Genomic DNA, 23,652 nt, shown 5'->3' with positions numbered 1-23,652 from the left:
TCCTTGACGGTCCACTCTGCCGCTCCGCACCCTTTAATTTATGGCTACCGCAGTGGAGAACAGCCGGCGAACGGGCGGCAAGAGGGTCATTCTGGCGGAGCCGCGCGGCTTCTGCGCCGGGGTGGACAGGGCTATCGAGATCGTGGAACGCGCGCTTGAGATTCATGGGGCGCCGGTGTACGTCCGCAAGCAGATCGTGCACAACGAACACGTCGTCCGGGAGCTGGAGGCGCGGGGCGCGAGGTTCGTCGACTCGGAGACCGAGGTGCCGGACGGGGCGGTGTGCATCTTCTCCGCGCACGGGGTGTCCCCGCAGGTGCGTGACAACGCCGCCCGGCGTCACCTCACGGTCATCGACGCGACCTGCCCGCTCGTCGCCAAGGTGCACCAGGAGGCCAGACGGTTCGCCCGCGACGAGCGGACGCTGATCCTCGTCGGTCACGCCGACCACGAGGAGATCGAGGGCACCTACGGCGAGGCGCCGGACCGCACGGTCATCGTGCAGGACGCGGACGAGGCGAGGCGGCTCGAACTCCCGCCCGGCACGTCCGCCGCCTTCCTCACCCAGACCACGCTGTCGGTGGACGACACGTCCGAGATCGTGTCGATTCTCCGCGAGCGTTTCCCGGGGCTGGTCGGCCCCGGCAGCGAGGACATCTGCTACGCCAGCCAGAACCGGCAGAACGCGGTGAAGGCGATCGCCAAGCGCGCCGACCTCGTACTGGTCGTCGGCTCGGCCAACTCGAGCAACACCATCCGGATGGTGGAGGTGGCGCGTGCCGCCGGAACCCGCGCGCGGCTGCTCCCGGACGCCGACCGGCTCGACCCGGGATGGCTGGCCGATGTCGAGACGGTGGGCCTGAGCGCCGGGGCGAGCGCGCCGGAGGTGCTGGTCGAGCAGGTCATCGAGCGGCTCGACGCCCTCGGCTTCACCGAGGTCGAGACGGAGACGACGGCCAGCGAGACCGTCGTGTTCAAGCTGCCGTCCGGGCTCGAGCGGCCGTCCCGGAACGAGGACGAAGACGCGGCGTCGGCCGCGCTGCTCGCCCGCGCCACCGCCCGTATCGAGGAGCTGCTGAGCGCCGAGTGCTCGCGCTGGGGCGCCGTCGACGCCCGCGCCGCCCTACCGGTCGAGGCCGTCGCAGAATTGGTCGCCGCGGGCGGCAAGCGGCTGCGGCCCATGTTCTGCGTCAGCGGCTATCTGGCGGCGGGCGGCACCGTCGACGACCCGGCGGGCGCGGACGCGGTCGTCGCCGCGGCGGCCGGGCTCGAACTGCTGCACGCGTTCGCCCTCATCCACGACGACGTCCTGGACAACTCGCCCACCCGGCGCGGTGTGCCGACCGTCCACGTCAAGCACACCGCGATCCACGCGGAGCGCGGCTGGGTCGGGGAGGCCCGCAGGTACGGGGAGGGCATGGCGATCCTGGCCGGAGACCTGGCGTTCGGTTACGCCAACCGGCTCACCGCCGGGCTGCCCGGACCGGCCATGGAGATCTGGACCGACCTCACCACCGAGATGATCATCGGCCAGCAGTTGGACGTCGCCCTGGCCGCCGAGCCCGCGCCGGACCCGGACCTCGCCCGCTGGATCGCCGTCTGCAAGTCCGGCCGCTACACCATCCACCGGCCCCTGGCCCTCGGGGCGTCCATCGCCGGGCGGTCCGACCTTCTGGAGACGTTCGAGGCGTACGGGGTCGCGGCCGGTGAGGCGTTCCAGCTCCGCGACGACCTGCTCGACGCCTTCGGCGACTCCGCGGCGACCGGCAAACCGGCGGGCCTGGACGTCGACGAACACCGGATGAACCTGCTGCTGGCCCTCGCGGCGACCCGGGACGCCCAGGTGGGACGGCTGGTCGCGGACGGTCTGGAGCGCGGCGGCTGGGACCCGGACCGGCTGCGCGCCGCGCTGCTCGAGTCCGGCGCGGACCAGGAGATCGAGGAACGGATCGACCGCCTCGTCGCGTCCGCCCGGACGGCGCTCGCCACGGCGCCGCTCACGGACGGCTGGCGGCGGCGCCTGGGGCAGATGGCGGCGCGGGTCGCCTACCGGGACCACTGACCACGAACGGAAGGGAAGACCTGCACATGGTTGATCTCGGATTACCGAGGATGCCGGGGACACCCGCGCCGGACGGCCCGGCGAACGGCGCGCGCCGGACGACCCGGCAGCTACGACTGGGGCACGACGATCGGGCCGTGCTGGTCGGCGGTGGGGCGCCGGTGAGCGTGCAGTCGATGACGACGACGGTCACGGCGGACGTCAACGCGACGTTGCAGCAGATCGCGGAGCTGACGGCGTCCGGATGCCAGATCGTCCGGGTGGCGGTGCCGTCGGCGGACGACGCCGCGGCGCTCCCCCAGATCGCCCGCAAGTCGCAGATCCCGGTGGTGGCCGACATCCACTTCCAACCCCGGTACGTGTTCGCGGCGATCGACGCCGGATGCGCGGCGGTGCGGGTGAACCCGGGGAACATCAAGGCGTTCGACGACCGGGTGGCGGAGATCGCGAAGGCGGCGGCCGACGCGCGGGTGCCGATCCGGATCGGGGTGAACGCCGGGTCGCTGGACAAGCGGCTGCTGGCCAAGCACGGCAGCGCGACCGCGGACGCCCTGGTGGAGTCGGCGCTGTGGGAGTGCTCGCTGTTCGAGGAGCACGGCTTCCAGGACCTGAAGATCTCCGTCAAGCACCACGACCCGGTCGTGATGATCGCCGCGTACCGGAAGCTGGCGGCGGCGTGCGACTACCCGCTGCACCTCGGCGTGACGGAGGCAGGCCCGCAGTTCCAGGGGACGGTGAAGTCGGCCGTGGCGTTCGGTGCCCTGCTCGCGGAGGGCATCGGCGACACGATCCGGGTGTCGCTGTCCGCGCCGCCCGCCGAAGAGGTCAAGGTCGGCATCGCGATCCTGGAGTCGCTCGCGCTGCGGCAACGCCGCCTGGAGATCGTGTCGTGCCCCTCGTGCGGTCGCGCGCAGGTGGACGTGTACAAGCTCGCGGACGAGGTCACGGCCGGGCTGGACGGTCTGGACGTGCCGCTCCGGGTCGCGGTGATGGGCTGTGTCGTCAACGGCCCCGGCGAGGCCCGCGAGGCCGACCTCGGCGTCGCCTCCGGCAACGGCAAGGGCCAGATCTTCGTGAAGGGAAAGGTCGTCACCACCGTCCCCGAGTCCAAGATCGTCGAGACCCTCATCGACGAGGCCCTGCGCCTCGCCGAGGAGACGACCCGCGACGGCCAGGCCGCCACGGGCGAACCGGAAGTCATCACCCTCTGACCGAGGGACGACCCAGAAGGAGAGCGGCCATGTCGAGATACGACTGGGACGACACCGATCCGGCCATCGAAAAGCTCAAACAGGCCGTGGAGTCGGCCCGCGACAAGGTGATCGGCCACCCGCTGTACCAGCGACTGAACACCCAGGACGCGGTGGTGACGTTCATGGAGCACCACGTCTTCGCCGTCTGGGACTTCATGTCCTTACTGAAGTCCCTCCAGCGCAACCTGACCTGCGTCCAGGTGCCCTGGGTGCCCACCGGGCCGACGGTCAGCCGGCGGCTCATCAACGACATCACGCTGGTCGAGGAGAGCGACGAACTCGACGGCGGCTTCATCAGCCACTTCGAGCTGTACCTGGACGGCATGCGGCAGGCGGGCGCCGACACCACACGCGTCGACGCCTTCATCGACCTGCTCCGCGCCGGCAGGCCCGTCGCCCCGGCGCTGCGCGAGGCGGGCGTACCGGAACCGGCCGCCGAGTTCGTCGACGTGACCTGGGGATTCATCGCCGACGCTCCGGTGCACCGCCAGGCCGCGGCGTTCGCGTTCGGCCGCGAGGACCTGATCCCCGAAATGTTCGACCAGGTGGCGGCCCTGAACGCCGAATCGGGCAGTCTGTCGACGTTCGTCGACTACCTCCGGCGCCACATCCAGGTGGACAGCGAGGAGCACACGCCCATGGCGATGCAGATGCTCGTCGACCTGTGCGGTGGCGACGACGCCAAATGGGCGGAGTGCGAGGCGACCGTCGACCTCGCCTTCGCCGCGCGGCTCAGGCTGTGGGACGGCATTCTCGGCGCGATGCCCGAAGCGGCCTGACGCGGCCTTCGCCCACCGGCCCGGGCGGGGCCACCTCGATGTCGGCCGCATCGCGAGCGTCGAACCCCGCGATGCGGCTGTCCAGGCCGCCCCTGCCCCGCGCCTCGGGCGGATCAGGCGCCGGCGTAGGACGCGAGATGCTCGCCGGTGAGCGTGGAACGGGCGGCGACCAGCTCGGCCGGGGTGCCCTCGAACACGACCCGGCCGCCGTCGTGACCGGCGCCGGGACCGATGTCGATGATCCAGTCGGCGTGTGCCATGACCGCCTGGTGGTGCTCGATGACGATCACCGACTTTCCGGCCTCGACGAGCCGGTCGAGCAGCCCGAGCAGTTGCTCCACGTCGGCGAGGTGCAGACCGGTGGTCGGCTCGTCCAGGACGTAGACGCCGCCCTTGTCGGCCATGTGCGTGGCGAGCTTCAGCCGCTGCCGTTCCCCGCCGGACAGCGTGGTCAGCGGCTGGCCGAGCTTGAGGTAGCCGAGCCCCACGTCCGAGAGCCGCTGCAGGATCTTGTGCGCGGCGGGAGTGCGGGCGTCACCGGAACCGAAGAACTCCTCGGCCTCGCCCACCGACATCGCGAGGACCTCGCTGATGTCGCGGCCACCGAACAGGTACTCCAGCACCGACGCCTGGAACCGCTTGCCGTCGCACTCCTCGCACGTGGTGGCGACGCCCGCCATCATCGCCAGGTCGGTGTAGACGACCCCGGCGCCGTTGCAGTTGGGGCAGGCGCCCTCGGAGTTGGCGCTGAACAGCCCCGGCTTCACCCCGTTCGCCTTCGCGAACGCCTTGCGGATCGGGTCGAGCAGCCCGGTGTAGGTCGCCGGGTTGCTGCGCCGCGACCCGCGGATCGGCGTCTGGTCGACCGAGACCAGGCCCGCGCCGGCGGGCACCGAACCGTGGATGAGGGAGCTCTTGCCCGACCCGGCGACGCCGGTGACGACGCACAGCACGCCGAGCGGCACGTCGACGTCGACGTTCTGGAGGTTGTGCGTGTTCGCGCCGCGGATCTCCAGGACGCCGGTGGGCTTGCGGACGTCGTCCTTGAGCGCCGCCCGGTCGTCGAGATGCCGGCCGGTGACGGTGTCGGCGGTCCGCAGCCCCTCGACGGTGCCCTCGAAGCAGATGGTGCCGCCCGCCGTTCCGGCGCCGGGGCCGAGGTCGACGACATGGTCGGCGATCGCGATCGTCTCCGGCTCGTGCTCCACGACCAGCACCGTGTTGCCCTTGTCCCGCAGGCGGAGCAGCAGGTCGTTCATCCGCTGGATGTCGTGGGGGTGCAGGCCCGTGGTGGGCTCGTCGAAGACGTAGGTGACGTCGGTGAGCGAGGAACCGAGATGGCGGATCATCTTGGTGCGCTGCGCCTCACCGCCCGACAGCGTCCCGGACGGACGGTCCAGCGACAGGTAGCCGAGCCCGATCTCGACGAACGAGTCGAGCGTGTGCTGGAGCTTGCCGAGCAGCGGCGCCACCGACGGTTCGTCGAGGCCGCGGACCCACTCGGCGAGGTCGCTGATCTGCATCGCGCACGCGTCGGCGATGTTCACACCCGCGATCCTGGACGACCGGGCCGTCTCGCTGAGCCGGGTGCCGGCACAGTCGGGGCAGGTCGTGAACGTGACCGCGCGGTCCACGAACGCCCGGATGTGCGGCTGCATCGCCTCCCGGTCCTTGGACAGGAACGACTTCTGGATCTTGGGGATCAGGCCCTCGTAGGTGAGGTTGACGCCGTCCACCTTGACCTTGACGGGCTCCTTGTAGAGGAAGTCGTCGAGTTCCTTCTTGGTGAACTCGCGGATCGGCTTGTTCGGGTCGACGAAGCCCGACTCGGCGTAGACGCGGACCGTCCAGAAGCTGTCGGACTTCCAGCCGGGGATGGTGAACGCCCCTTCGGAGAGGGACTTGGAGTCGTCGTAGAGCTGGGAGAGGTCGATGTCGGTGACCGCGCCGCGCCCCTCGCACCGGGGGCACATGCCGCCGGTGACGCTGAAGGAGCGGCGTTCCTTCACGGTCTTGCCCGCGCGCTCCATGGTGACGGCGCCCGCCCCGCTGATCGAGGCGACGTTGAAGGAGAACGCCTGCGGCGAGCCGATGTGCGGCCGCCCGAGCCTGCTGAACAGGATGCGCAGCATCGCGTTGGCGTCGGTGGCGGTGCCGACCGTGGAGCGGGGGTCGGCGCCCATCCGCTCCTGGTCGACGATGATCGCGGTGGTCAGCCCGTCCAGGACGTCGACCTCCGGCCGCGCCTGGGTCGGCATGAACCCCTGGATGAACGCGCTGTACGTCTCGTTGATCATCCGCTGGGACTCGGCGGCGATCGTGCCGAACACCAGCGAACTCTTGCCGGAACCGGAGACACCGGTGAACACCGTCAGGCGGCGCTTCGGGATCTCGACGCTGACGTCCTTGAGGTTGTTCACCCGCGCGCCGTGCACCCGGATCAGGTCGTGGCTGTCGGCTACGTGCACAGCGGACGTGTCCGCGGCCATGCTCATCATGTCTCCATCTACTGCTCGGGGCCCGGTCCGCCCAGGGCGCACGGCCACCGGGCACGGGAGGGGTGAGGGTCAGCTCGACTGCTGGATGCGGATCAGGTTTCCCGCGGGGTCGCGGACGGCGCAGTCGCGGACGCCGTACGGCTGGTCGATCGGTTCCTGGACGACCTCGGCCCCGCTCGCCTGCAACCTGTCGAACGTATCATCGACGTTCTCGGTGGCCAGGTTGATCCCGGCGTAGGTGCCCTTGGCCATCATCTCGGTGATGGTGCGGCCCTCTTCCTCGGTGATGCCGCAGCCCTCGACGACGGGCGGCTCCAGGACGATGGACGTGCCGGGCTGGCCGGGCGGGCCGACCGTGATCCAGCGCATTCCGCCGTAGCCGACGTCGTTGCGGACCTCGAAGCCGAGAACGTCCCGGTAGAAGGCCAGGGACGCGTCGGGGTCGTCGTGCGGAAGGAAGCTCGCGTGAATGGTGAGGTTCATGCCTCTCACGCTAACCGCGGCTCACCAGGCGGGGCTTCTCGATTCCTGATCGGTCGGGTCACCCGTTTCGCCACGCAGGGGGGCATGCCCGCCGTCGCCTGTGCCGCCTCGCGCCGGTAGACGCTGGGCGGCACGCCGACCAGTTCGGTGAAGCGGGTGCTGAAGGTGCCGAGCGAGGAGCAGCCGACCGCGAAGCACACCTCGGTGACGCTGAGGTCGCCCCGGCGCAGCAGCGCCATCGCGCGTTCGATGCGCCGCGTCATCAGGTACGAGTACGGTGACTCTCCGTAGGCGAGGCGGAACTGTCGGCTGAGATGCCCGGCGGAGATGTTCACGCTCCGGGCGAGCGCTTCGACGTCCAGCGGTTGCGCGTACTCCCGGTCGATCCGGTCACGGACACGACGCAGCAGCGCGAGGTCGCGCAACTGCTGCGCGGAGGCGGTTCTGCTGGTCACATGCGCGATTGTACGTCGTCACACACGACGCTCCGGCAATCCGTGGGACGGGTCACTTCGTCCGGTCGGCCTCTTCCCCATTTCACCGCGACGCCGCCGTTCATTGCTTTGTTAAGTGCGTCCCATTCCGCCGGGCGGTGTCCTTACCCGTGGACGGCAAGGCATTTATCAACATCCTGGTATACTTCTGGATCAAGCGATCTGGCGGGGGTTCCGCTCCGACTCTCAAGGTCGGCTCGCCTCTTGATGTTCTCCAGCGATGCGGAGTGAACGCGGATGTCGGAAGCTGAGTCGGCGCGGCGGTCGAGGCGGCGGCAGATGTCAAAGGACGAACGGCGCGCGGAGATCATCCGGGTGGCCGCCGACCTTTTCGAGAAACTGGGCTACGCCCGCGCGTCCATGGACGACATCGCCACCGCCGTCGGTATCGGCAAACCCACCCTGTACCACTACTTCCGCAGCAAGTCGGAGCTGCTGTGGTACATGCACGAAGAACTGATCGACGGGCTGATCGAATCGCATCTCGCCCGGGTCGAGCGGGGCGTCGGGCCCGCGGAACTGCTGCGCGGCGTGATCGGTGACTTTCTGCGGAACATCGTGACGCGGCGCGGCCAGTGCCGGGTGTTCTTCGAGAACCACCGCGAACTGCCGGACGCCGATCTCGCCGTCGCCACCGAGAAACGCGCCCGCTACGAGGCGATGGTGGAGGACGTCATCCGGGACGGCATCGCCGCCGGAACGTTCCGTGAGGTCGACACGAAGCTGTTCTGCCTGGCGATATTCGGCATGAGCAACTGGGCGTACCAGTGGTACCACCCGGACGGCAAGCTCACCTACGACGAGATCGCCGACGCCTTCTGGGACTACGCGTATCGCGGCCTGCGGCCCTGACGGAGCCGAGGCCGGGACGTCCCCGGCCTCGGGCTCCTCGGCCTAGGCCGCGCCCACCGTGTCGGCCTCGTCCGGGCCGGGTGTCGCGGGCTCCTCGATGTCCTTGCGGTACGTCTCCGGCAGCAGTCGCACCGAGACGACGGTGATGAGGCACACCGCCGCCATGTAGACGGCGATGGCGACCCACGTTCCCGTCCAGGCGTACAGGGACGTGGCGATGAGCGGCGCCACCGCTCCGCCGACCACCGACGCGACCTGGATGCTCAGCGACATCGCCGAATAGCGGGTCGCGGTCGGGAACGTCTCGGCGAAGAAGGCGCCCTGCGGCGCGTACATGGTCGTGTGCAGCAGGCCCAGCCCGACGACGAACGCGAACGCGATGACGACGGGCGACTCGGTGTTGAGCAGCGGCCAGAACGCGAACGCCCACACCGCGAGCAGCAGCGATCCGGCCGTCATCATCGTGCGGCGGCCGACGCGGTCCGACAGCGCCCCCGCGACGGGGAGCATGACGAGCTGGACCGCGGCCCCGAGCAGGACGCCGAGCAGGATCCTGCTCTTCGGCATGTCGAGGATGTCCTCGTTGGTGCCGTAGGCGACGGCGAAGGTCATGAAGAGGTAGTAGGTGACGTTGATGCCGACGTAGGCGCCGCCGATGAGCACGATCCGCCTCGGGTAGCGGCTCAGCGCCTCCAGGACCGGGGAACGCCTGGCGGGCGGCGCCGGACGCGTCGCCTTGTCGACCGTCGCGGCGCGCTTGAGGCGCCGGAACGCCTCGGTCTCCTCGATCCGCAACTGGATGTAGATCGTCAGCCCGAGCAGGACCACGCTGGCGAGGAACGGCAGCCGCCAGCCCCACGCCTCGAAGGCGGCCGAGGTGGTGCCGAGGTCGGCGAGCAGGAAGGCGAGGTTGCCGACGAGGATGCCCGCCGGTCCGCCCGCGAGCGCGAAGCTGGAGAAGAAGCCGCGGCGGTGGGACGGCGCGCTCTCCAACGCCAACAGGATCACCCCGCCCGTCTGCCCGCCGAGCGCGATTCCCTGGACGAGCCGCAGCAGCACCAGCAGCAGCGGGGCCGCGGGTCCGATGGCGTCGTAGGTGGGCAGGACGCCGATGAGCGTGGTGCCGAGACCCATCGTCAGCAGCACCATCACCAGGGACCGTTTCCGGCCGTGGACGTCGCCGAGATGACCGAAGATCACCGCGCCGAGGGGCCGGGCGACGAACCCGATCGCGAAGGTGGAGAAGGACAGCAGGGCCCCGGCGAGCGGGCTGTGTCCCGGAAAGAACAGGTCCGGGAAGACCAGTGCCGCGGCGGTTCCGTAAATGAAGAAGTCGTAGTTCTCGATGCTCGACGCCGCCAGCGCGGCGGCGGCGATCCGCAGTTTGCCCTTCGCGGGCACGCCTTTCGCGGGTGTCGTTCCGGAGGCCATCCGCGTTTTCCTTTCCCAAACGAAGTGGCGGACCGCCGTCGGCGGTCTCCCGGCCACCTGCCGCGCGCGTGGAAAGTGCGGACGTCCGGGTTTTCACCGGCCGGGCCCGACATTTCTCGGCACGGCTCTCAGTGCGCTGGTTCCCCCGGGCAGCGCGTTATCGATCGTCCGCGTCGTCAGTGCGGGGCGGCGATCTCGGGGTCGGCCCCGCCGCCTTGTGGGCGAGGCGCGCCGACCATTTCCCCACTCCTCCCGACCGACCGGTCGGGCGTATGATTACGATTACAGGGTGGAGAGCACGTGTCAACCCTGATTTCATGATCCATCAACGTTTTGCCATTGCCGTTCACCCCGCGTCCTCCTAGGCTCGGAAGGCGCGATACATGGAAATTGGTGATCCCGTGAAGTTCGGCATCTACACGCTTTTGACGGCGGAGGGCATCCGTCCGGACGTCCTGGCCCGCGCGGCGGAGGAGCGCGGCTTCGACTCCCTCTTCGTCGCCGAGCACTCGCACATTCCGGTACGGCGCGAGACCCCATGGCAGGGCGGCGCCGAGCTGCCGGACGCCTACCACCGGACGCTGGCCCCGTTTCCGGCGCTCGCCGCGGCCGCCACGGCGTCCGGCACCCTGCTGCTCGGCACGGCCATCGCGCTGCTCCCCCAGCGGGACCCGATCCACACCGCCAAGGAGGTCGCGACCCTGGACGTGCTCTCCGGCGGCCGCGTGATCCTCGGGGTCGGCGCCGGGTGGAACCGGGAGGAGATGCGCAACCACGGCGTCGATCCCCGCACGAGGGGCGCCCGGATGGACGAGCAGTTGGCCGCGATGAAGGCGATCTGGACCAAGGACCAGCCGGAGTTCCACGGTGACCATGTCGACTTCGACCCCATCCACCTTTGGCCGAAGCCGGTGCGCAAGCCGCATCCGCCGATCTACGTCGGCGGCGAGAGCCCGGCGGCGATCGCGCGGGTCGTCCGCCACGGAGACGGATGGCTGCCGCGCGCCGCGACGCCGCCGTCCGAGATCAGGCGGGTCGCCGGGCTCTTCGCCGAGCGCGGACGACCCGACGTTCCGATCACGCTCTGCGGGCTCGGCGCCGACGCCCGCGCCGTCGAGGAGCTCGCCGACGCGGGCGTGGAACGCGTCGGGCTCGCGCTCCCCACCGTGCCGGCGGCCGACGCCCTCCGCGCCCTCGACGACCTCGCGACGTTCACGTCCCGCCTCCGCTAGCCCCGCCCGGCCCTCTTTCGACCGCGCGGGCCACGGCCAAAACCAGCTCCTCGGCGTGCCGGGGGCCGACGATCTGGAGACCGATCGGCAACCCGGCGGCGGTGAACCCGACCGGCACGCTGATCGCGGGCTGGTGGGTCATGTTGAACGGGTAGGTGAACGGCGTCCATTCGGGCCAGCCGCTCATGCCGCTGCCGGGCGGCACGTCGTGCCCGGCGGCGAACGCGGGGATCGGCACGGTCGGGGTGATCAGCACGTCGTGGCGGGTGTGGAACTCGCCCATCCGGACGGCGAGCGCGAGCCGTTCCGCCTCGGCGGCGAGATAGTCGCCCGCCGAGTAGGTGAGCCCCCGCTCGATCACCGCGCGCAGCCCGGGGTCGACGTCATCGGCGCGGGCGTCGAAGACGTCCAGCCATTTCGCCGCCCCGGCGCACCACAGGACGTCGAACGCGGGCAGCGGATCGGGGAACCCGGGATCGGCCGCCTCGACCCGCATCCCCGCGTCCTGGAGGGCCTGCGCGGCGGACGCGACGACGGCGGCGATCTCCGGATCGACGCGGACGTATCCGAGGTCGGCGGAGAAGGCGGCGGTCACGCCCCGGACGTCCCGGTCGGCGGCCCGGCCGTAGGGGCCGCCGTGGGGCCCGAGGTGGTAGGGGTCACGGTGGTCGGGCCTCGCCAGGGCGTCCAGGAGGAGCGCGACGTCGGTCACGGTGCGGGCCATGGGTCCGGCGTGCGCGAGGACCGCCAGGGAGCTGAGGGGGTACTGCGGGACGCGGCCGTGGGTCGGTTTGAAGCCGACGACGCCGCAGAACGCGGCGGGGATGCGGATCGAGCCGCCGCCGTCGGTGCCGACCGACAGCGGCCCCATGCCGGTGGCGACCGCGACCGCGCTGCCGCCGCTGGAGCCGCCGGAGGTGCGGGAGGTGTCCCACGGGTTGCGGGTGATCCCGGTCAGCGGGTTGTCACAGACGCCCTTCCAGCCCATCTCCGGGGTGGTGGTCTTGCCGAGCAGCACCAGGCCGCCCTCGCGCAGCCGGGCGGCGACGGGGCTGTCGACGTCCCATGGCTGGTCGGGGTCGATGCGCCGTGAACCGCGGAGGGTCGGCCAGCCCCGGGTGAGGAAGAGATCCTTGATCGACATCGGTACGCCGTCGAGCGGCCCCAGCGGCGACTTGTCGCGCCAGCGCCGTTCGGCGGCGCGGGCGCTCGCGAGGGCCCGGTCCGGATCGACGAGCGCGTAGGCGTTGTGGTCGGCGTCGCGCTCGCGGATCGTCTCCAGGGCCGCGGTCGCCGCCTCCACCGGCGAGAGCGTCCCGGCGGCGTACGCGGTGACGAGCTCGGCCGCCGTCGGCGCATTGTTCAGATCGGCCGCCATCCGTCCTCCTGAGAAATTCGACCGAGGATATGTATTTCGCCGTGGACGGCGGCGGAGCACGCCGTTCGAAGCCCACGAACGGGACAAGATCAATGGAGTGACGGAAGCCGAAGATCCGGGTCGGCCTGGCATCCAGGCAGACATCTATGCAGCTCAGAGCGGTCGAATCGCTCTCGACCGACCGGTCGGACGATTCACGTTAACTCCGGCTCGGCGAGGCCGTCAACCCCCGCTTCCCTGGCGACGGAAGAGCCATTCACGCTCACTTTCGCGGAACGTTCGGCCGACCGTTGACAACGGCCGGGGGCCGTGCGAAAGTCGAACCGACCGACTAGTCGGTCGAATGGAGGTCACGGCGATATGGACTTCACCGTCCCGGCCGAACTCAGCATGTTCGTCGACTCGGTGCGCCGGTTCCGCGAGCGCGAGCTGATGCCGCTGGAGCCCCGCTTCCTCGCCGAGGGACGGCTCTCCCCCGAGGAGCGCCGCACCCTCCAGGAACGGGGCAGAGACCAGGGGCTGTGGGCCCTGGACGTTCCCGAGGAGTACGGCGGTCAGGGCATGGGCACCCTCGCGTCCTGCCTGGTCGCCGAGGAGTTGTACAAGCATCCGGCGATGTTCGAGTTCGGCGGCAGCCCCGAACCGGTTCTCTACCAGGCCGACGACGAACAGAAGAAGCGCTACCTGTACCCCGTCATCGCCGGGGAACGGCGGAGCTGCTACGCGTTCACCGAGCCGGGCACCGGCTCCGACTTCGCCCGCATCACCACCACGGCCGTCCGCGACGGCGACGACTGGATCATCAACGGAACGAAGATCTTCATCTCCGAGGTGGACCGCGCCGACTTCTGCATCCTGTTCGCCAGCACCGACCCGAGCGCGGGTAGTCGCGGCATCACCTGTTTCCTCGTCGACATGGGCACGCCCGGCTTCGAGGTGTCCCGGCCGATTCCCACGATGGGCGACGACTGGGAGCCGTACGAGCTGTCGTTCAGCGACTGCGTGGTCCCGGACTCCGCGCGGCTCGGCCCGGTCGGCGGCGGCTGGACGCTGGCGTCCGAACAGCTCACCCATGGACGCCTCAAGATCGCCGCCTTCCAGCTCGGCATCGCGCAGCGGTGCGTCGACATGGCCGTCGAGTGGGCCAAGCAACGGGTGACGTGGGGCAAGCCCATCGCGACACGGCAGGCGGTGCAGTGGATGCTCGCCGACTCCGTCGTCGAACTCGACGCGGCCCGCTTCCTGGTGTACCGGGCGGCCTGGATGGCGGACGAGGGCAGGCCGATCCGCAACGAGGCGTTCATGGCCAAGCTGTACGCGACCGAGATGGCCCAGCGCGTCACCGACCGCTGCCTCCAGATCTTCGGCGGGCTCGGCTACAGCAAGGAGCTGCCGATCCAGAGCTTCTACCGGCAGGTACGGGTCTGGCGGATCGGGCATGGCTCCTCGGAGATCCACCGCTGGATGATCGCCCGGAACCTGCTCGGCCTGTCCTCGCGGGACTGAGAGCACGAGGAGCCGTTCGTGGACCTGATCGGGAACCGCGCCCTCGCCGACCTGCTGGTCGAGCGGTGCGACCGGCATCCGGACCGCGCCTGCCTCGTCGTCGAGGACGCCTCGGGCGCCGTCACCGAGTACACCTACCGGGAGACGCTCGACGCCGTCCGCCGCACCGCCGGGGGGTTCGCCGCCCTCGGGGTCGGCCATGGCGACGCGGTCGTGATCCATCTGCGCAACTGCGCCGAGTTCGTGTTCGCGTGGTTCGGGTTGGCGTGGCTCGGCGCGGTCATGGTGCCGTCCAACGTCGCCGCCTCGGCCGCCGAGCTGGCGTATCTGGTCGAGCGTTCCGAGGCGGTGGGCGTCCTCACCAAACCTCGCCACGTCCCGATGTTCGAGGAGGTTCTGGCGCGCACGCCGAAGGTCGCGCACCGGATCGTGGCGCGCGGCGGCGACGGGCGGGGCGGGTTCGTCCCGTTCTCGGATGTGGCGTCCGGCCCGCCCGTCGAGCCCGCCCGCGTGGACTCCGAGGACGTCGTGGAGATGCTGTTCACCTCGGGCACCACCGCCCGCCCCAAGGCCGTCATGATCACGCACGCGAACTGTCTGTGGGGCGGTGAGCGGGTGGCGCGCGGTGCCGCGCTGCACGGCGGTGACCGGCTGCTGACCGCGCTGCCGCTGTTCCACATCAACGCGCAGGAGATCACGGTGCTGGCGGCGCTGACCGTGGGCGGCACGGCCGTCCTGCTGGAGGAGTACCACGCGAGCGGCTTCTGGTCGCGGGTGCGGCACCACGGCGCGACCTCGGTGAGCCTGGTCGCGATGCAGGTGCGGACGATGCTCGCGCAGCCTCCGTCGCCGGACGACGCCGTCCACCGCGTTCACCGCGCCGTCTACGCCATCAACGTCACCGACCGGGAGAAGGACGCGTTCGAACGCCGCTTCGGCGTCGAACTGATCAACGGCTACGGGCTGTCGGAGGGCGGCACGGTCGTCACGATGTCCCCGGTGTTCGGCGACCGCCGGTGGCCGTCCATCGGCCTGCCCAACTTCGACCGGCGGATCCGGATCGTGGACGAGGACGGACACGACGTCCCCCCGGGCACGGTCGGCGAGATCCTCGTGTCCGGGGTGCCCGGCAGGACGCTGATGAAGGGCTACTTCAAGGACCTGGAGGCCACCGCGGCGGCGATCCGGGACGGCTGGCTGCACACCGGCGACAACGGCTACCTCGACGAGCACGGCTACGTGTACTTCTTCGACCGGAAGAAGGACGTCATCAAACGCGCGGGCGAGAACGTCTCGGCGAGCGAGGTGGAGTTCGCGCTGCTGGCGCATCCGTCGATCGCGGAGGCGGCGGTCGTCGCCGCGCCCGACCCGGTCCGGGACGAGGAGGTGTGCGCTTTCGTCGTGCCCCGCGCGTCCGGCGCGGCGCCGTCCCGTGAGGAGATCGCCGAGCACTGCCGGGCCCGTCTCGCGGCGTTCAAGGTGCCCACCCGGATCGAGGTCGTCGACGCGCTGCCCAAGACGTCGATCGGCAAGATCGAGAAGAAGCTGCTGAGGCGGCGGCTCGTTCCCGGAGGTGAACGATGAGCACCCTGGAAGAGGTGTGCGAACGCGTGCGGAAGCGGATCGGCACGGTCACCCGCGACGACCTCGGGCCCGTGTCCGCGAAGGACTTCCAACGGTTCGCGGTCGCCGCCGGTGAGCCTCCCGGCGACACGGCGCCTCCGCTGTTCCTCAGCAGCGTGCTCGGCTGGGGCGCCGGTCCCGCCGACGACGCGCTGCGCCCGGACGGCACCGGCGACGAGACGGCCGGGCTCCCCCTCGACGGCCTGCGGCTGATGGGCGCCGGTCAGGACCTCGACTTCCACGCCCCGGTCCGCGACGGCACGCAGGTCGTCCGGGAGACGTCCGTCGAGGACGTGACGCTCAAACAGGGCGGTTCCGGTCCGTTCCTCGTCATCACGATGCTGCGCATGTTCTCGGACGAGTCGGGCACTCCCCTGGTGATCTGCCGGGACAACCTCATCGCCCGCCCGGAGGCGACCCGATGACCCCCGCGACGTTCGAGGACGTCACCGTCGGCACGGCGCTCGACCCGGTGACGATCCGTCCGACCACGATCCAGCTCTTCCGGTTCAGCGCGGCGACCTGGAACGCGCACCGCATTCACTACGACACCGCCTACGCCGAGCACGAGGGTTACCCGGACGTGCTCGTCCAGTCCCATCTGCACGGCTGCTTCCTGCTGCGGACGGCGCTCGCCTGGGCGGGCCCGCGGGCCCGGCTGCGCCGGTTCGGCTGGCGCAACCGCGGCATCGCCGTCCCCGGCGACACGCTCACCTGCACCGGCGTCGTGACCGCCTGCCGCGTCGACGGCTCCGGCGCCGGGCTCGTCGAATGCGCGCTGGAGGAACGCAAGGCCGACGGCACGCTCTGCGCTCCCGGCACCGCCGTCCTGGAGTTCCCGCGAAGGTCCGGCGACGGAGAGGAGGTCCCAGCATGACCGACACGACGGTGGCGCGGCGTTTGTACCGGACGATGGCACGGATCCGGCACTTCGAGGTCGCGGCGGCCAAACTGATGGCGACCGGGCGGCTACCGGGAACACTGCACGTCTCGATCGGCCAGGAGGCGATCGCGGCCGGTGTCTGCGACGTGCTGCGCCGCGACGACCCCATCACCACGACGCACCGGGGCCACGGGCACTGCCTCGCCAAGGGCGGCGAGCCGAAGGCGATGATGGCGGAGCTGCTCGCCCGCGCGACCGGGTACTGCGGCGGCCGGTCCGGCTCGATGCACATCGCGGACCCGGCCGTGGGCATCCTCGGCGCGAACGCGATCGTCGGGGCGGGCATCCCGATCGCGCTCGGCGGCGCTTTCGCCGCCGCCCGGCAGGGCCGGAACGGCGTCGCGGTGGCGTTCTTCGGTGAGGGCGCGGTCGCCCAAGGTGTGTTCCACGAGTCGCTGAACCTGGCGGCGCTGTGGAAGCTGCCGCTCGTGTTCGTGTGCGAGAACAACCAGTACGTCGAGCTGACGCCCGTCTCCGTGCATCTGGCCGCTCGGCACGTCGCGGACCACGCCGCCCCGTACGGCGTCCCGGGTGTCCGGGTGGACGGCAACGACGTGACGGCCGTCCGCCGTGCCGCCGAGGAGGCGGTCGCGCGGGCCCGGGAGGGTGGCGGCCCGACGCTGCTGGAATGCGTGACCTACCGCTGGCACGGCCACTTCGAGGGGGACCCGCAGCGGTACCGCGACCCCGCGGAGGTCGCCGAGTGGAAGGCGGCGGACCCGCTGAAACGCCTGGCGGCGTCGGTGTCCGGAGACCCGGCGGAGGCCGCCGAGTTCACCGCCATCGACGAGCGGGCCCGGCAGGAGATCGCCGACGCGGTCACCGCGGCCGAGGCCGACCCCGTCGCGTCGCCCGCGTCGATCTCCGCGCACGTCTACCGCCGTCCGGTGGGAGGGGAGGTTTTCGCATGAGTTCGGTGAAGTACTGGCAGGCGGTCAACTCCGCGCTGCACGAGGAACTGGAGCGGGACGAGTCCGTCCACCTGTTCGGTGAGGACGTCGGGGCGCCGGGCGGGCCGTTCGCGGCGACGCGCGGGCTGCGGGACCGGTTCGGCGAATGGCGGGTCCGCGACACCCCGATCAGCGAGGCGACGTTCACCGGCATGGCGGTCGGGGCGGCGATGGCGGGGCTCCGCCCGATCGCGGAGATCATGTACTTCGACTTCATCACGCTGGCCATGGACCAGCTCGTCAACCAGGCCGCCAAGATGTCGTACATGTCGGACGGAGCGTTCGCGGTACCGCTGACGATCCGGACCCTGTGCGGCGGCCACCGCGGATCGGGCCCGCAGCACTCGCAGAGCCTGGAGGGCTGGCTCGCGTCCGTCCCCGGGCTGAAGGTCGTCTGGGGCGGCACCCCCGCCGACGCGAAGGGCCTGCTGAAGGCGGCCATCAGGGACGACGACCCGGTGATCGTCATCGAGAGCCTGAGCCTGTGGACGCGGCGCGGCGAGGTCCCCGACGACCCGGACCACATCGTGCCGATCGGGGCCGGGCTGATCCGCCGTCCCGGCGCGGACGTGACGCTCGTGTGCTGGGGTGACACCGTGCCATGCGCGCTGGAGGCCGCCGACGCGCTCGCCGGACGCGGCGTCGACGCCGAGGTGCTCGACCTGCGGACGCTGAGCCCGCTCGACGAGGCGCTGATCCTGCGGTCGCTGGGCAAGACGGGACGGCTCGTCGTCGTCCAGGACGCGCAGGGCCCGTGCAGTGTCGGCTCGGAGGTCGTCCGGCTCGCCGCCACCGACGGCTTCGCGTCCCTGCGCGCCCCGGCGAAACAGGTGTGCCCGCCGTTCGCCCCGGTGCCGTTCGCTCCCGACCTGGAACTCGCCTACTACCCGAGGGCCGACGACGTGGTTCTGGCCGCGTCGGACACGATGGAGAGGACGAGGGTTTGACTGACGTCGTGGTGCCGAAGTGGGGCGCGACCATGGACGAGGCGACCATCGTCCAGTGGCTGAAGAACGTCGGCGACCGGATCGCCGAGGACGAGCCCATCGCCGAGATGGAGACCGACAAGGCGACCGCCGAGATCGTCAGCCCGGCGGCCGGAACGGTCGTCGAACTGCTCGTCGCCCAGGACGCCGACGTCGTCGTCGGCCAGGTCATCGCCAGGATCGCCCCCGACGGGGAAGGGGCCTCGCCGTGACGCTCGCCGAACACGTCGCGGAGTTCACCGCCGGGCTCTCCCTCGCCGCCGTCCCGCCGGATGTCGTCGAGAAGGCGAAGGTCACGCTGCTGCACGACCTCGGCGTCGGCCTCGCCGGGCACCGGCTCGCCGAGACCGGCTACGCCTTCGCCAAGGAACACGGCGCCTGCGACCCGGCGCGCGGCGCGCGGCTCCCGATCGACGGGACGGCCGTGACGGTCGAGTCGTGCGCGCTGGCGACCGGCGCTCTCATCCACGCGCGGACGCAGGACGACACGCAGATCTCGGTGTCCACCCATCTCGGCTCGACGACGCTGCCCGCGCTGCTCGCCCTCGCCGACCGCGCCGACGCGCACGGCCGGGACCTGCTCACCGCGATGATCGCCGGCTATGAGGCCGCGTCCGTGATCGCGGAGGGGCACGCGGGACCGTCCACCGCCCGCGGCTTCCGCGCGACCGGCGTCTACGGACCGTTGGCCGCGGCGGCCGGGTCCGCGCGCCTGCTCGGCCTCGACACCGCGCGAACCGTGTCCGCGCTCGGCCTCGCCGCCGCGTTCGGCGGCGGAACGAACCAGACATGGCTCGCGGGCACCCAGGAATGGCGCTACCAGGTCGGCGCGGCGAGCCGCAACGGCATGGTGGCGGCGCTCCTTGCCGCCCGCGGCGTCACCGGCGCACCGGACTCCCTCGACGGCGCAGCCGGGCACCTGCGCGCCTTCTCCGGCGTCCCCTCGGCACCCGCCCCGGAGACGCTGCGGCTCGGCGACGACTGGCGGATCCGCCGCGTCACCTACAAGCCGTACCCGGTCTGCGCGATCAACCAGGTCCCGGTCACGGTGCTGACAGGGCTCGCGCGCCGCCACGGCTTCAAGGAGGACGACGTCACCTCCGTCACCGTCACGCTGGCACCGAACGACGCCGCCTACCCGGGCATCGACGCGCACGGCCCCTTCCGCGACGTCGGCGGCACCCTGATGAGCCTCCCCTACTGCCTGGCGACGGCGCTCCGCCACGGCGGCATCGGCCTGGACGACCTGTACGCCTTCGACGACCCCGCTCACATGGACCTGACCCGCCGCATCACGGTGACCGCCGCCACCGACGTCCCGCAGGGCGGCTGCCGCGTCGCCGTGCACACCCGCGACGGCGTCCGCACCGCCGCGTTCGCCCCCGACGCGACCACGTTCAACTGGGACCGGAACGAGACCGCCGACCGGTTGCGCGCCCTGGTCGCCGAGACACCGCTGTCCCCCGCCGGGCTGGACGGGTTCATCGCGGTCGCGCTCGACCTCGACCGCCGTCCGGTACGCGAGCTGATCGACGCCACGATCGTCCATCCGAAGGAGTGATCACCAGATGCGAGCCACGCTCATCTACGGCCGGGGCGACGTCCGGGTCGAGGACGTCCCCGATCCGGTCCTGGTGGAGCCGGGCGACGCGCTCGTCCGGGTGACCCGCGCGTGCATCTGCGGCAGCGACCTGCACCGGTACCGGGGCATGGAGCCCGTCGCCGAGGGCCTGCGCATCGGGCACGAGTTCATGGGCGTCGTCGAGGACACCGGCGCCGACGTGCGGTCGGTGCGGCGCGGCGACGTCGTCCTCGTCCCGTTCCTGTGGACCGACAACACCTGCGACTTCTGCCGGGACGGCCTGCACGGCTCCTGCCGCAACGGCGGGCGCTGGGCGGTGAACGGTCTGGACGGCGGGCAGGGCGAGGCGGCCCGCGTCCCCCAGGCGGACGGCACCCTCGTCAAGCTGCCGGTCGGAGTCGACGACCCGCTGATCCCCTCGGTGATGGCCCTGTCGGACGTGCTGCCCACCGGCCACCACGCCGCCGTGACCGCGGCCGTCGCAAAGGGCTCCACGGTCGCCGTCATCGGGGACGGCGCCGTCGGGCTGAGCGCGGTGCTGTCGGCCGCGCGGCTCGGCGCCGAACGGATCGTGCTGCTCGGCCGGCACCGCGACCGCACCGACCTCGGCCGCCGGTTCGGCGCGACCGACGTGGTGCCGGAGCGCGGCGAGGAGGCGGTGGCGGTCGTGCGCGAGCTGACCGGCGGCGACGGCGCGCCCCACGTGCTGGAGTGCGTCGGCACCACGGCCGCGTTCGAGACGGCGCTGGGCGTCGTCCGCGACGGCGGCACGATCAGCCGGGTCGGCGTCCCGCAGTACACCGAGGCGCGCCTGGACTTCGACGTCTTCATGCGCAACCTCACCGTCACCGGCGGCGTCGCGCCCGCGCGGCGCTACATTCCGGAGCTGCTCGGCGAGGTCCTGGACGGCACGATCACGCCGGGCGAGATGTTCGACCTGTCCGTCGATCTCGACGACGTGGCCGCCGGGTTCCGCGCGATGAACGACCGGGAGGCCCTGAAGGTCCTCGTCCGTCCCTGAGCGCGCTCAGCCCTTCGCCAACAGCCCGCGCATGCGGCCGATTTCGGCCAACTGCGTGGACTGGACGTCGCGGGCCAGCTCCTGGACGGTGACGTTGGTGCCCCGGTCGAGGACGTCCTTCACCATGGTGAGCGCGCCCTGATGATGGGTGATCATCAGGTTCAGGTAGAGCCGGTCGAACGCGGCGCCGCGCGCGTCCCGCAACTGCTTGAGCTGCTCCGCCGTGGCCATTCCCGGCATGCCGTCGTGGTGCCCGCCGTGGTTCTTGCCGTGCGCCTTCAGAACGGCCTCGGAGTTGTGCTCAAGCCATGACCGCATCGCCGCGATCTCGACTTTCTGGGCGGCGTCGATACGGGAGGCCAGAGAACGAACACGCTGGTCGGACGCCCGTTCCGGAGCCAGTTCGGACATTTCCAACGCCTGCGCGTGATGCGGGATCATCATCTGCACGAACCGCACCTCGGCCGGGGTGGCCAGGGGCGCCTTGCTCGGCCCCGCGACCCGGGTCTTGTTGGGCTCTCCCGGACGGCCCGGAACCAGCACCGTCCTCGACGGCGCCGCCTCGGGCTCGTCGCCCCCACATGCCGCCAGCGTCCCGACGGCCGCGACGGCCACCGCGACCACCGTGGCCGCCCCCGCGATCCGGTGCCTCATCGAACCCTCCCGCATCCACCCGGTAGCCGGACCGTATCCGTAGAACAAGCCTGAACAAAAGTACCCTTTGGCCGAAAGACCCCTACATAAGTGCCCAGGTCTATGCAACGACCTCGAAACACTTCATACTCCGGAAGATCAGGAACCTGTTCACGGATCCGTGCAGACAAGGAGTCCCGGGGTGACGTCAGCTCCCCAGCGAAGAACCAGACAGAGAACCCTTCTGAGCATCCTCTCCGGCGCCATGCTGGTGATCACGTCGCTGTACGTTCCGGCGGCCGCGGCCGACCGTGCGCCCGGCGGTGAAGTGATCACCAAGTCGCCGAACATTCACCTGCTGGCGAACGTCCCCAAACAGGGGCCGCTCGCCGCCCCGACCGCCTACGGCTCGGACTGGGCCTTCAAGGGCGACTACGCCTTCGGCGGCAACTACGAGGGCTTCACGGTCTACGACCTCACACGCGCGCAGCAGCCCGAGGTCGTCGCGGTCGTGCACTGCCCGGGGTCGCAGAACGACGTGTCGATCGCCGGGGACCTGCTGTTCCTGTCGACCGACAGTTCCCGCAGCGACGACTCGTGCCAGTCCACACCGATGCCCGCGACCGAGAAGTCGGCGTGGGAGGGCATCAAGATCTTCGACATCAGCGACGTGCGCAACCCGCGCTACGTCAAGGCCGTCGAGACCAAGTGCGGCTCCCACACGAACACGCTCGTGCCCAGCAAGCACAACGCGTACATCTACGTGTCCTCGTACTCTCCGAACGACACCTACCCCGACTGCAAGACCCCGCATGACCTCATATCGATCGTGAAGGTCCCGCTGCGGAACCCGGCCAAGGCGCATGTCGCGGCCGAGCCGGTCCTGTTCCCGGACGGCGGCAACCCCGGTGACCCGCCGGACACGCCGTGGCCGGGCCAGACCCGCGCCACCTCGGGCTGCCACGATCTGACCGCCTACCCCGACGAGGACCTGATGGCCGGGGCCTGCATGGGCGACGGCGTGCTGTTCGACATCTCCGACCCGCTGAAGCCGCGCACCATCACCAGCGTGCGCGACGACGAGAACTTCGCGTTCTGGCACTCGGCGACGTTCAACAACGACGCCAACAAGATCGTCTTCACCGACGAGCTGGGCGGCGGCGCCGCGGCCACCTGCAACGCGGAGATCGGCCCGGAGAAGGGCGCCAACGCCATCTACGACATCGTCGGCAAGGGCGACCGTCGCAAGCTGAGGTTCCGCAGCTACTACAAGATCCCGCGCCACAACACCGAGAACGAGAACTGCGTGGCCCACAACGGCTCGCTGATCCCGGTGAAGGGCAAGGACATCATGGTGCAGTCCTGGTACCAGGGCGGCATCTCGGTCATGGACTTCACCAACTCCCGCAAGCCCAAGGAGATCGCCTGGTTCGACCGCGGTCCCTGGGGCGACAACCTGGACACCTTGGCCGGTACGTGGTCGACGTACTACTACAACGGCTACATCTACTCCAACGGCATCCAGCGGGGTATGGACGTCCTGGACCTGCGTGACCCGCTGACCGACAAGGCCAAGCGCGTCAGGCTCGACCTGCTCAACGCCCAGTCCCAACCGAACTACTTCGACTGATCCACCCCGACGGCCCTCGGCCTCGCGCGGCGACAAGCCCGCGAGCCGGGGGCCGTCCCTTGACTGTGGCCCGGCGAAATCGCCGCGCCAAGGAACGCCATGGTCCCTCACGGAGCAGATCGCCGGGCCGTCATAGGCGCCGGTGCACGTGTCGGAGATCGTGGTCACGCGGACTGAATCGGGAGATCTGACAGACATACGACTTTTCAGTGTGAATGTACTTGACATAAAGTACTCGTTCACGGAATCGCCGGCGCGTGGACCGGTTCGAGAACGAAACGGCCGCCGGCGGCGGACGACCGTCCCCGTGTCGGGG

At 70.6% G+C, this 23,652-nt stretch carries 21 protein-coding genes; 15 read left to right on the top strand and 6 right to left on the bottom strand.

Features of this window, described 5'->3' with window-relative positions:
* The first annotated feature begins 40 nt into the window (after positions 1 to 40).
* Genes BZB76_RS35800 through BZB76_RS09695 form a run of 3 tightly spaced genes read left to right on the top strand, consistent with a single transcriptional unit; the run spans position 41 to position 4,094 of the window.
* Positions 41 to 2,062: a 4-hydroxy-3-methylbut-2-enyl diphosphate reductase gene (locus BZB76_RS35800; protein ID WP_246006852.1), complete on the top strand. Its 2,022-nt coding sequence runs from the start codon at positions 41 to 43 to the stop codon at positions 2,060 to 2,062.
* Between the two features lie 26 nt (positions 2,063 to 2,088).
* The gene (ispG, locus tag BZB76_RS09700; protein WP_420534770.1) at positions 2,089 to 3,273 is read left to right on the top strand and encodes a flavodoxin-dependent (E)-4-hydroxy-3-methylbut-2-enyl-diphosphate synthase; all 1,185 of its coding nucleotides are present in this window, start codon (positions 2,089 to 2,091) and stop codon (positions 3,271 to 3,273) included.
* 29 nt (positions 3,274 to 3,302) lie between these two features.
* Positions 3,303 to 4,094, top strand: a complete 792-nt coding sequence (locus BZB76_RS09695; protein ID WP_121433955.1) for a DUF3050 domain-containing protein — start codon at positions 3,303 to 3,305, stop codon at positions 4,092 to 4,094.
* A gap of 113 nt (positions 4,095 to 4,207) precedes the next feature.
* Here the strand turns inward: BZB76_RS09695 and BZB76_RS09690 are convergent, their stop codons facing one another.
* From BZB76_RS09690 to BZB76_RS09680, 3 genes are all read right to left on the bottom strand, one after another.
* Positions 4,208 to 6,589, bottom strand: coding sequence for an ATP-binding cassette domain-containing protein (locus BZB76_RS09690; protein ID WP_246006851.1), 2,382 nt, complete (start codon positions 6,587 to 6,589; stop codon positions 4,208 to 4,210).
* A 72-nt stretch (positions 6,590 to 6,661) separates the two neighbouring features.
* Complete coding sequence (locus BZB76_RS09685; protein WP_121433953.1) at positions 6,662 to 7,075, bottom strand: VOC family protein; 414 nt, start codon at positions 7,073 to 7,075, stop codon at positions 6,662 to 6,664.
* Positions 7,076 to 7,080: 5 nt separating this feature from the next.
* Complete coding sequence (locus tag BZB76_RS09680; RefSeq protein WP_121433952.1) at positions 7,081 to 7,530, bottom strand: helix-turn-helix transcriptional regulator; 450 nt, start codon at positions 7,528 to 7,530, stop codon at positions 7,081 to 7,083.
* A gap of 318 nt (positions 7,531 to 7,848) precedes the next feature.
* Here BZB76_RS09680 and BZB76_RS09675 point away from each other — a divergent pair, with 318 nt between their 5' ends.
* The gene (locus tag BZB76_RS09675) at positions 7,849 to 8,421 is read left to right on the top strand and encodes a TetR/AcrR family transcriptional regulator (RefSeq protein WP_211342921.1); all 573 of its coding nucleotides are present in this window, start codon (positions 7,849 to 7,851) and stop codon (positions 8,419 to 8,421) included.
* Between the two features lie 42 nt (positions 8,422 to 8,463).
* Here BZB76_RS09675 and BZB76_RS09670 read toward each other — a convergent pair whose 3' ends face one another.
* A complete protein-coding gene (locus BZB76_RS09670) occupies positions 8,464 to 9,852 on the bottom strand; it encodes an MFS transporter (protein WP_121433950.1) in 1,389 nt (462 codons plus the stop codon).
* Positions 9,853 to 10,235: 383 nt separating this feature from the next.
* Here BZB76_RS09670 and BZB76_RS09665 point away from each other — a divergent pair, with 383 nt between their 5' ends.
* A complete protein-coding gene (locus BZB76_RS09665) occupies positions 10,236 to 11,084 on the top strand; it encodes an LLM class F420-dependent oxidoreductase (RefSeq protein WP_246006850.1) in 849 nt (282 codons plus the stop codon).
* Here BZB76_RS09665 and BZB76_RS09660 read toward each other — a convergent pair.
* Entirely contained in the window at positions 11,065 to 12,462 is a 1,398-nt protein-coding gene (locus tag BZB76_RS09660; protein ID WP_121433948.1) for an amidase, read from the bottom strand. The two genes, BZB76_RS09665 and BZB76_RS09660, sit on opposite strands and share 20 nt — an antisense overlap.
* 360 nt (positions 12,463 to 12,822) lie before the next feature.
* Between BZB76_RS09660 and BZB76_RS09655 the strand changes: the two genes are divergently transcribed.
* From BZB76_RS09655 to BZB76_RS09615, 9 genes are read left to right on the top strand one after another with little or no spacing between them, the layout of a single operon-like run.
* The gene (locus BZB76_RS09655; RefSeq protein WP_121433947.1) at positions 12,823 to 13,968 is read left to right on the top strand and encodes an acyl-CoA dehydrogenase family protein; all 1,146 of its coding nucleotides are present in this window, start codon (positions 12,823 to 12,825) and stop codon (positions 13,966 to 13,968) included.
* Positions 13,969 to 13,986: 18 nt separating this feature from the next.
* On the top strand, positions 13,987 to 15,552 hold the full coding sequence (locus BZB76_RS09650) for an AMP-binding protein (protein WP_121433946.1): 1,566 nt from the start codon (positions 13,987 to 13,989) through the stop codon (positions 15,550 to 15,552).
* Entirely contained in the window at positions 15,549 to 16,016 is a 468-nt protein-coding gene (locus tag BZB76_RS09645) for an FAS1-like dehydratase domain-containing protein (protein WP_121433945.1), read from the top strand. Before BZB76_RS09650 ends, BZB76_RS09645 begins: the two co-directional genes overlap by 4 nt.
* Positions 16,013 to 16,468 (top strand): FAS1-like dehydratase domain-containing protein, encoded by a 456-nt coding sequence (locus BZB76_RS09640; protein ID WP_121433944.1) that lies wholly within the window; start codon positions 16,013 to 16,015, stop codon positions 16,466 to 16,468. Before BZB76_RS09645 ends, BZB76_RS09640 begins: the two co-directional genes overlap by 4 nt.
* Positions 16,465 to 17,445, top strand: a complete 981-nt coding sequence (locus BZB76_RS09635; RefSeq protein WP_121433943.1) for a thiamine pyrophosphate-dependent dehydrogenase E1 component subunit alpha — start codon at positions 16,465 to 16,467, stop codon at positions 17,443 to 17,445. The genes BZB76_RS09640 and BZB76_RS09635 overlap by 4 nt, the downstream gene beginning before the upstream one ends.
* Positions 17,442 to 18,431 (top strand): alpha-ketoacid dehydrogenase subunit beta, encoded by a 990-nt coding sequence (locus tag BZB76_RS09630; protein ID WP_121433942.1) that lies wholly within the window; start codon positions 17,442 to 17,444, stop codon positions 18,429 to 18,431. The genes BZB76_RS09635 and BZB76_RS09630 overlap by 4 nt, the downstream gene beginning before the upstream one ends.
* Complete coding sequence (locus BZB76_RS09625) at positions 18,428 to 18,682, top strand: biotin/lipoyl-containing protein (RefSeq protein WP_117398860.1); 255 nt, start codon at positions 18,428 to 18,430, stop codon at positions 18,680 to 18,682. Before BZB76_RS09630 ends, BZB76_RS09625 begins: the two co-directional genes overlap by 4 nt.
* Entirely contained in the window at positions 18,679 to 20,031 is a 1,353-nt protein-coding gene (locus BZB76_RS09620) for an MmgE/PrpD family protein (RefSeq protein ID WP_121433941.1), read from the top strand. The genes BZB76_RS09625 and BZB76_RS09620 overlap by 4 nt, the downstream gene beginning before the upstream one ends.
* Before the next feature lie 7 nt (positions 20,032 to 20,038).
* Positions 20,039 to 21,073, top strand: a complete 1,035-nt coding sequence (locus BZB76_RS09615; RefSeq protein WP_121433940.1) for a zinc-binding dehydrogenase — start codon at positions 20,039 to 20,041, stop codon at positions 21,071 to 21,073.
* Positions 21,074 to 21,079: 6 nt separating this feature from the next.
* Here BZB76_RS09615 and BZB76_RS09610 read toward each other — a convergent pair whose 3' ends face one another.
* Positions 21,080 to 21,727, bottom strand: coding sequence for a DUF305 domain-containing protein (locus BZB76_RS09610; RefSeq protein ID WP_211342920.1), 648 nt, complete (start codon positions 21,725 to 21,727; stop codon positions 21,080 to 21,082).
* A gap of 244 nt (positions 21,728 to 21,971) precedes the next feature.
* Between BZB76_RS09610 and BZB76_RS09605 the strand changes: the two genes are divergently transcribed.
* Entirely contained in the window at positions 21,972 to 23,336 is a 1,365-nt protein-coding gene (locus tag BZB76_RS09605) for an LVIVD repeat-containing protein (protein ID WP_211342919.1), read from the top strand.
* Positions 23,337 to 23,652: the final 316 nt, after the last annotated feature.

Source organism: Actinomadura pelletieri DSM 43383, assembly GCF_003634705.1.
GTDB lineage: Bacteria > Actinomycetota > Actinomycetes > Streptosporangiales > Streptosporangiaceae > Spirillospora > Spirillospora pelletieri.
Note: the sequence above shows the minus strand (reverse complement) of the source record. Positions and strands in the feature narration are given on the sequence as shown.

What these genes read in the sequence shown, in the direction of transcription:
- BZB76_RS09635 (WP_121433943.1), top strand. Translation starts at nt 16,465, where the DNA reads ATGACCGACACGACGGTGGCGCGGCGTTTGTACCGGACGATGGCACGG.
- BZB76_RS09605 (WP_211342919.1), top strand. Translation starts at nt 21,972, where the DNA reads ATGCTGGTGATCACGTCGCTGTACGTTCCGGCGGCCGCGGCCGACCGT.
- BZB76_RS09660 (WP_121433948.1), bottom strand. Translation starts at nt 12,462, where the DNA reads ATGGCGGCCGATCTGAACAATGCGCCGACGGCGGCCGAGCTCGTCACC.
- BZB76_RS09695 (WP_121433955.1), top strand. Translation starts at nt 3,303, where the DNA reads ATGTCGAGATACGACTGGGACGACACCGATCCGGCCATCGAAAAGCTC.
- BZB76_RS09615 (WP_121433940.1), top strand. Translation starts at nt 20,039, where the DNA reads ATGCGAGCCACGCTCATCTACGGCCGGGGCGACGTCCGGGTCGAGGAC.
- BZB76_RS09665 (WP_246006850.1), top strand. Translation starts at nt 10,236, where the DNA reads ATGGAAATTGGTGATCCCGTGAAGTTCGGCATCTACACGCTTTTGACG.
- BZB76_RS09675 (WP_211342921.1), top strand. Translation starts at nt 7,849, where the DNA reads ATGTCAAAGGACGAACGGCGCGCGGAGATCATCCGGGTGGCCGCCGAC.
- BZB76_RS09655 (WP_121433947.1), top strand. Translation starts at nt 12,823, where the DNA reads ATGGACTTCACCGTCCCGGCCGAACTCAGCATGTTCGTCGACTCGGTG.
- BZB76_RS09645 (WP_121433945.1), top strand. Translation starts at nt 15,549, where the DNA reads ATGAGCACCCTGGAAGAGGTGTGCGAACGCGTGCGGAAGCGGATCGGC.
- BZB76_RS09685 (WP_121433953.1), bottom strand. Translation starts at nt 7,075, where the DNA reads ATGAACCTCACCATTCACGCGAGCTTCCTTCCGCACGACGACCCCGAC.
- BZB76_RS09690 (WP_246006851.1), bottom strand. Translation starts at nt 6,589, where the DNA reads ATGAGCATGGCCGCGGACACGTCCGCTGTGCACGTAGCCGACAGCCAC.
- BZB76_RS09670 (WP_121433950.1), bottom strand. Translation starts at nt 9,852, where the DNA reads ATGGCCTCCGGAACGACACCCGCGAAAGGCGTGCCCGCGAAGGGCAAA.
- BZB76_RS35800 (WP_246006852.1), top strand. Translation starts at nt 41, where the DNA reads ATGGCTACCGCAGTGGAGAACAGCCGGCGAACGGGCGGCAAGAGGGTC.
- BZB76_RS09610 (WP_211342920.1), bottom strand. Translation starts at nt 21,727, where the DNA reads ATGAGGCACCGGATCGCGGGGGCGGCCACGGTGGTCGCGGTGGCCGTC.
- ispG (WP_420534770.1), top strand. Translation starts at nt 2,089, where the DNA reads ATGGTTGATCTCGGATTACCGAGGATGCCGGGGACACCCGCGCCGGAC.
- BZB76_RS09640 (WP_121433944.1), top strand. Translation starts at nt 16,013, where the DNA reads ATGACCCCCGCGACGTTCGAGGACGTCACCGTCGGCACGGCGCTCGAC.
- BZB76_RS09630 (WP_121433942.1), top strand. Translation starts at nt 17,442, where the DNA reads ATGAGTTCGGTGAAGTACTGGCAGGCGGTCAACTCCGCGCTGCACGAG.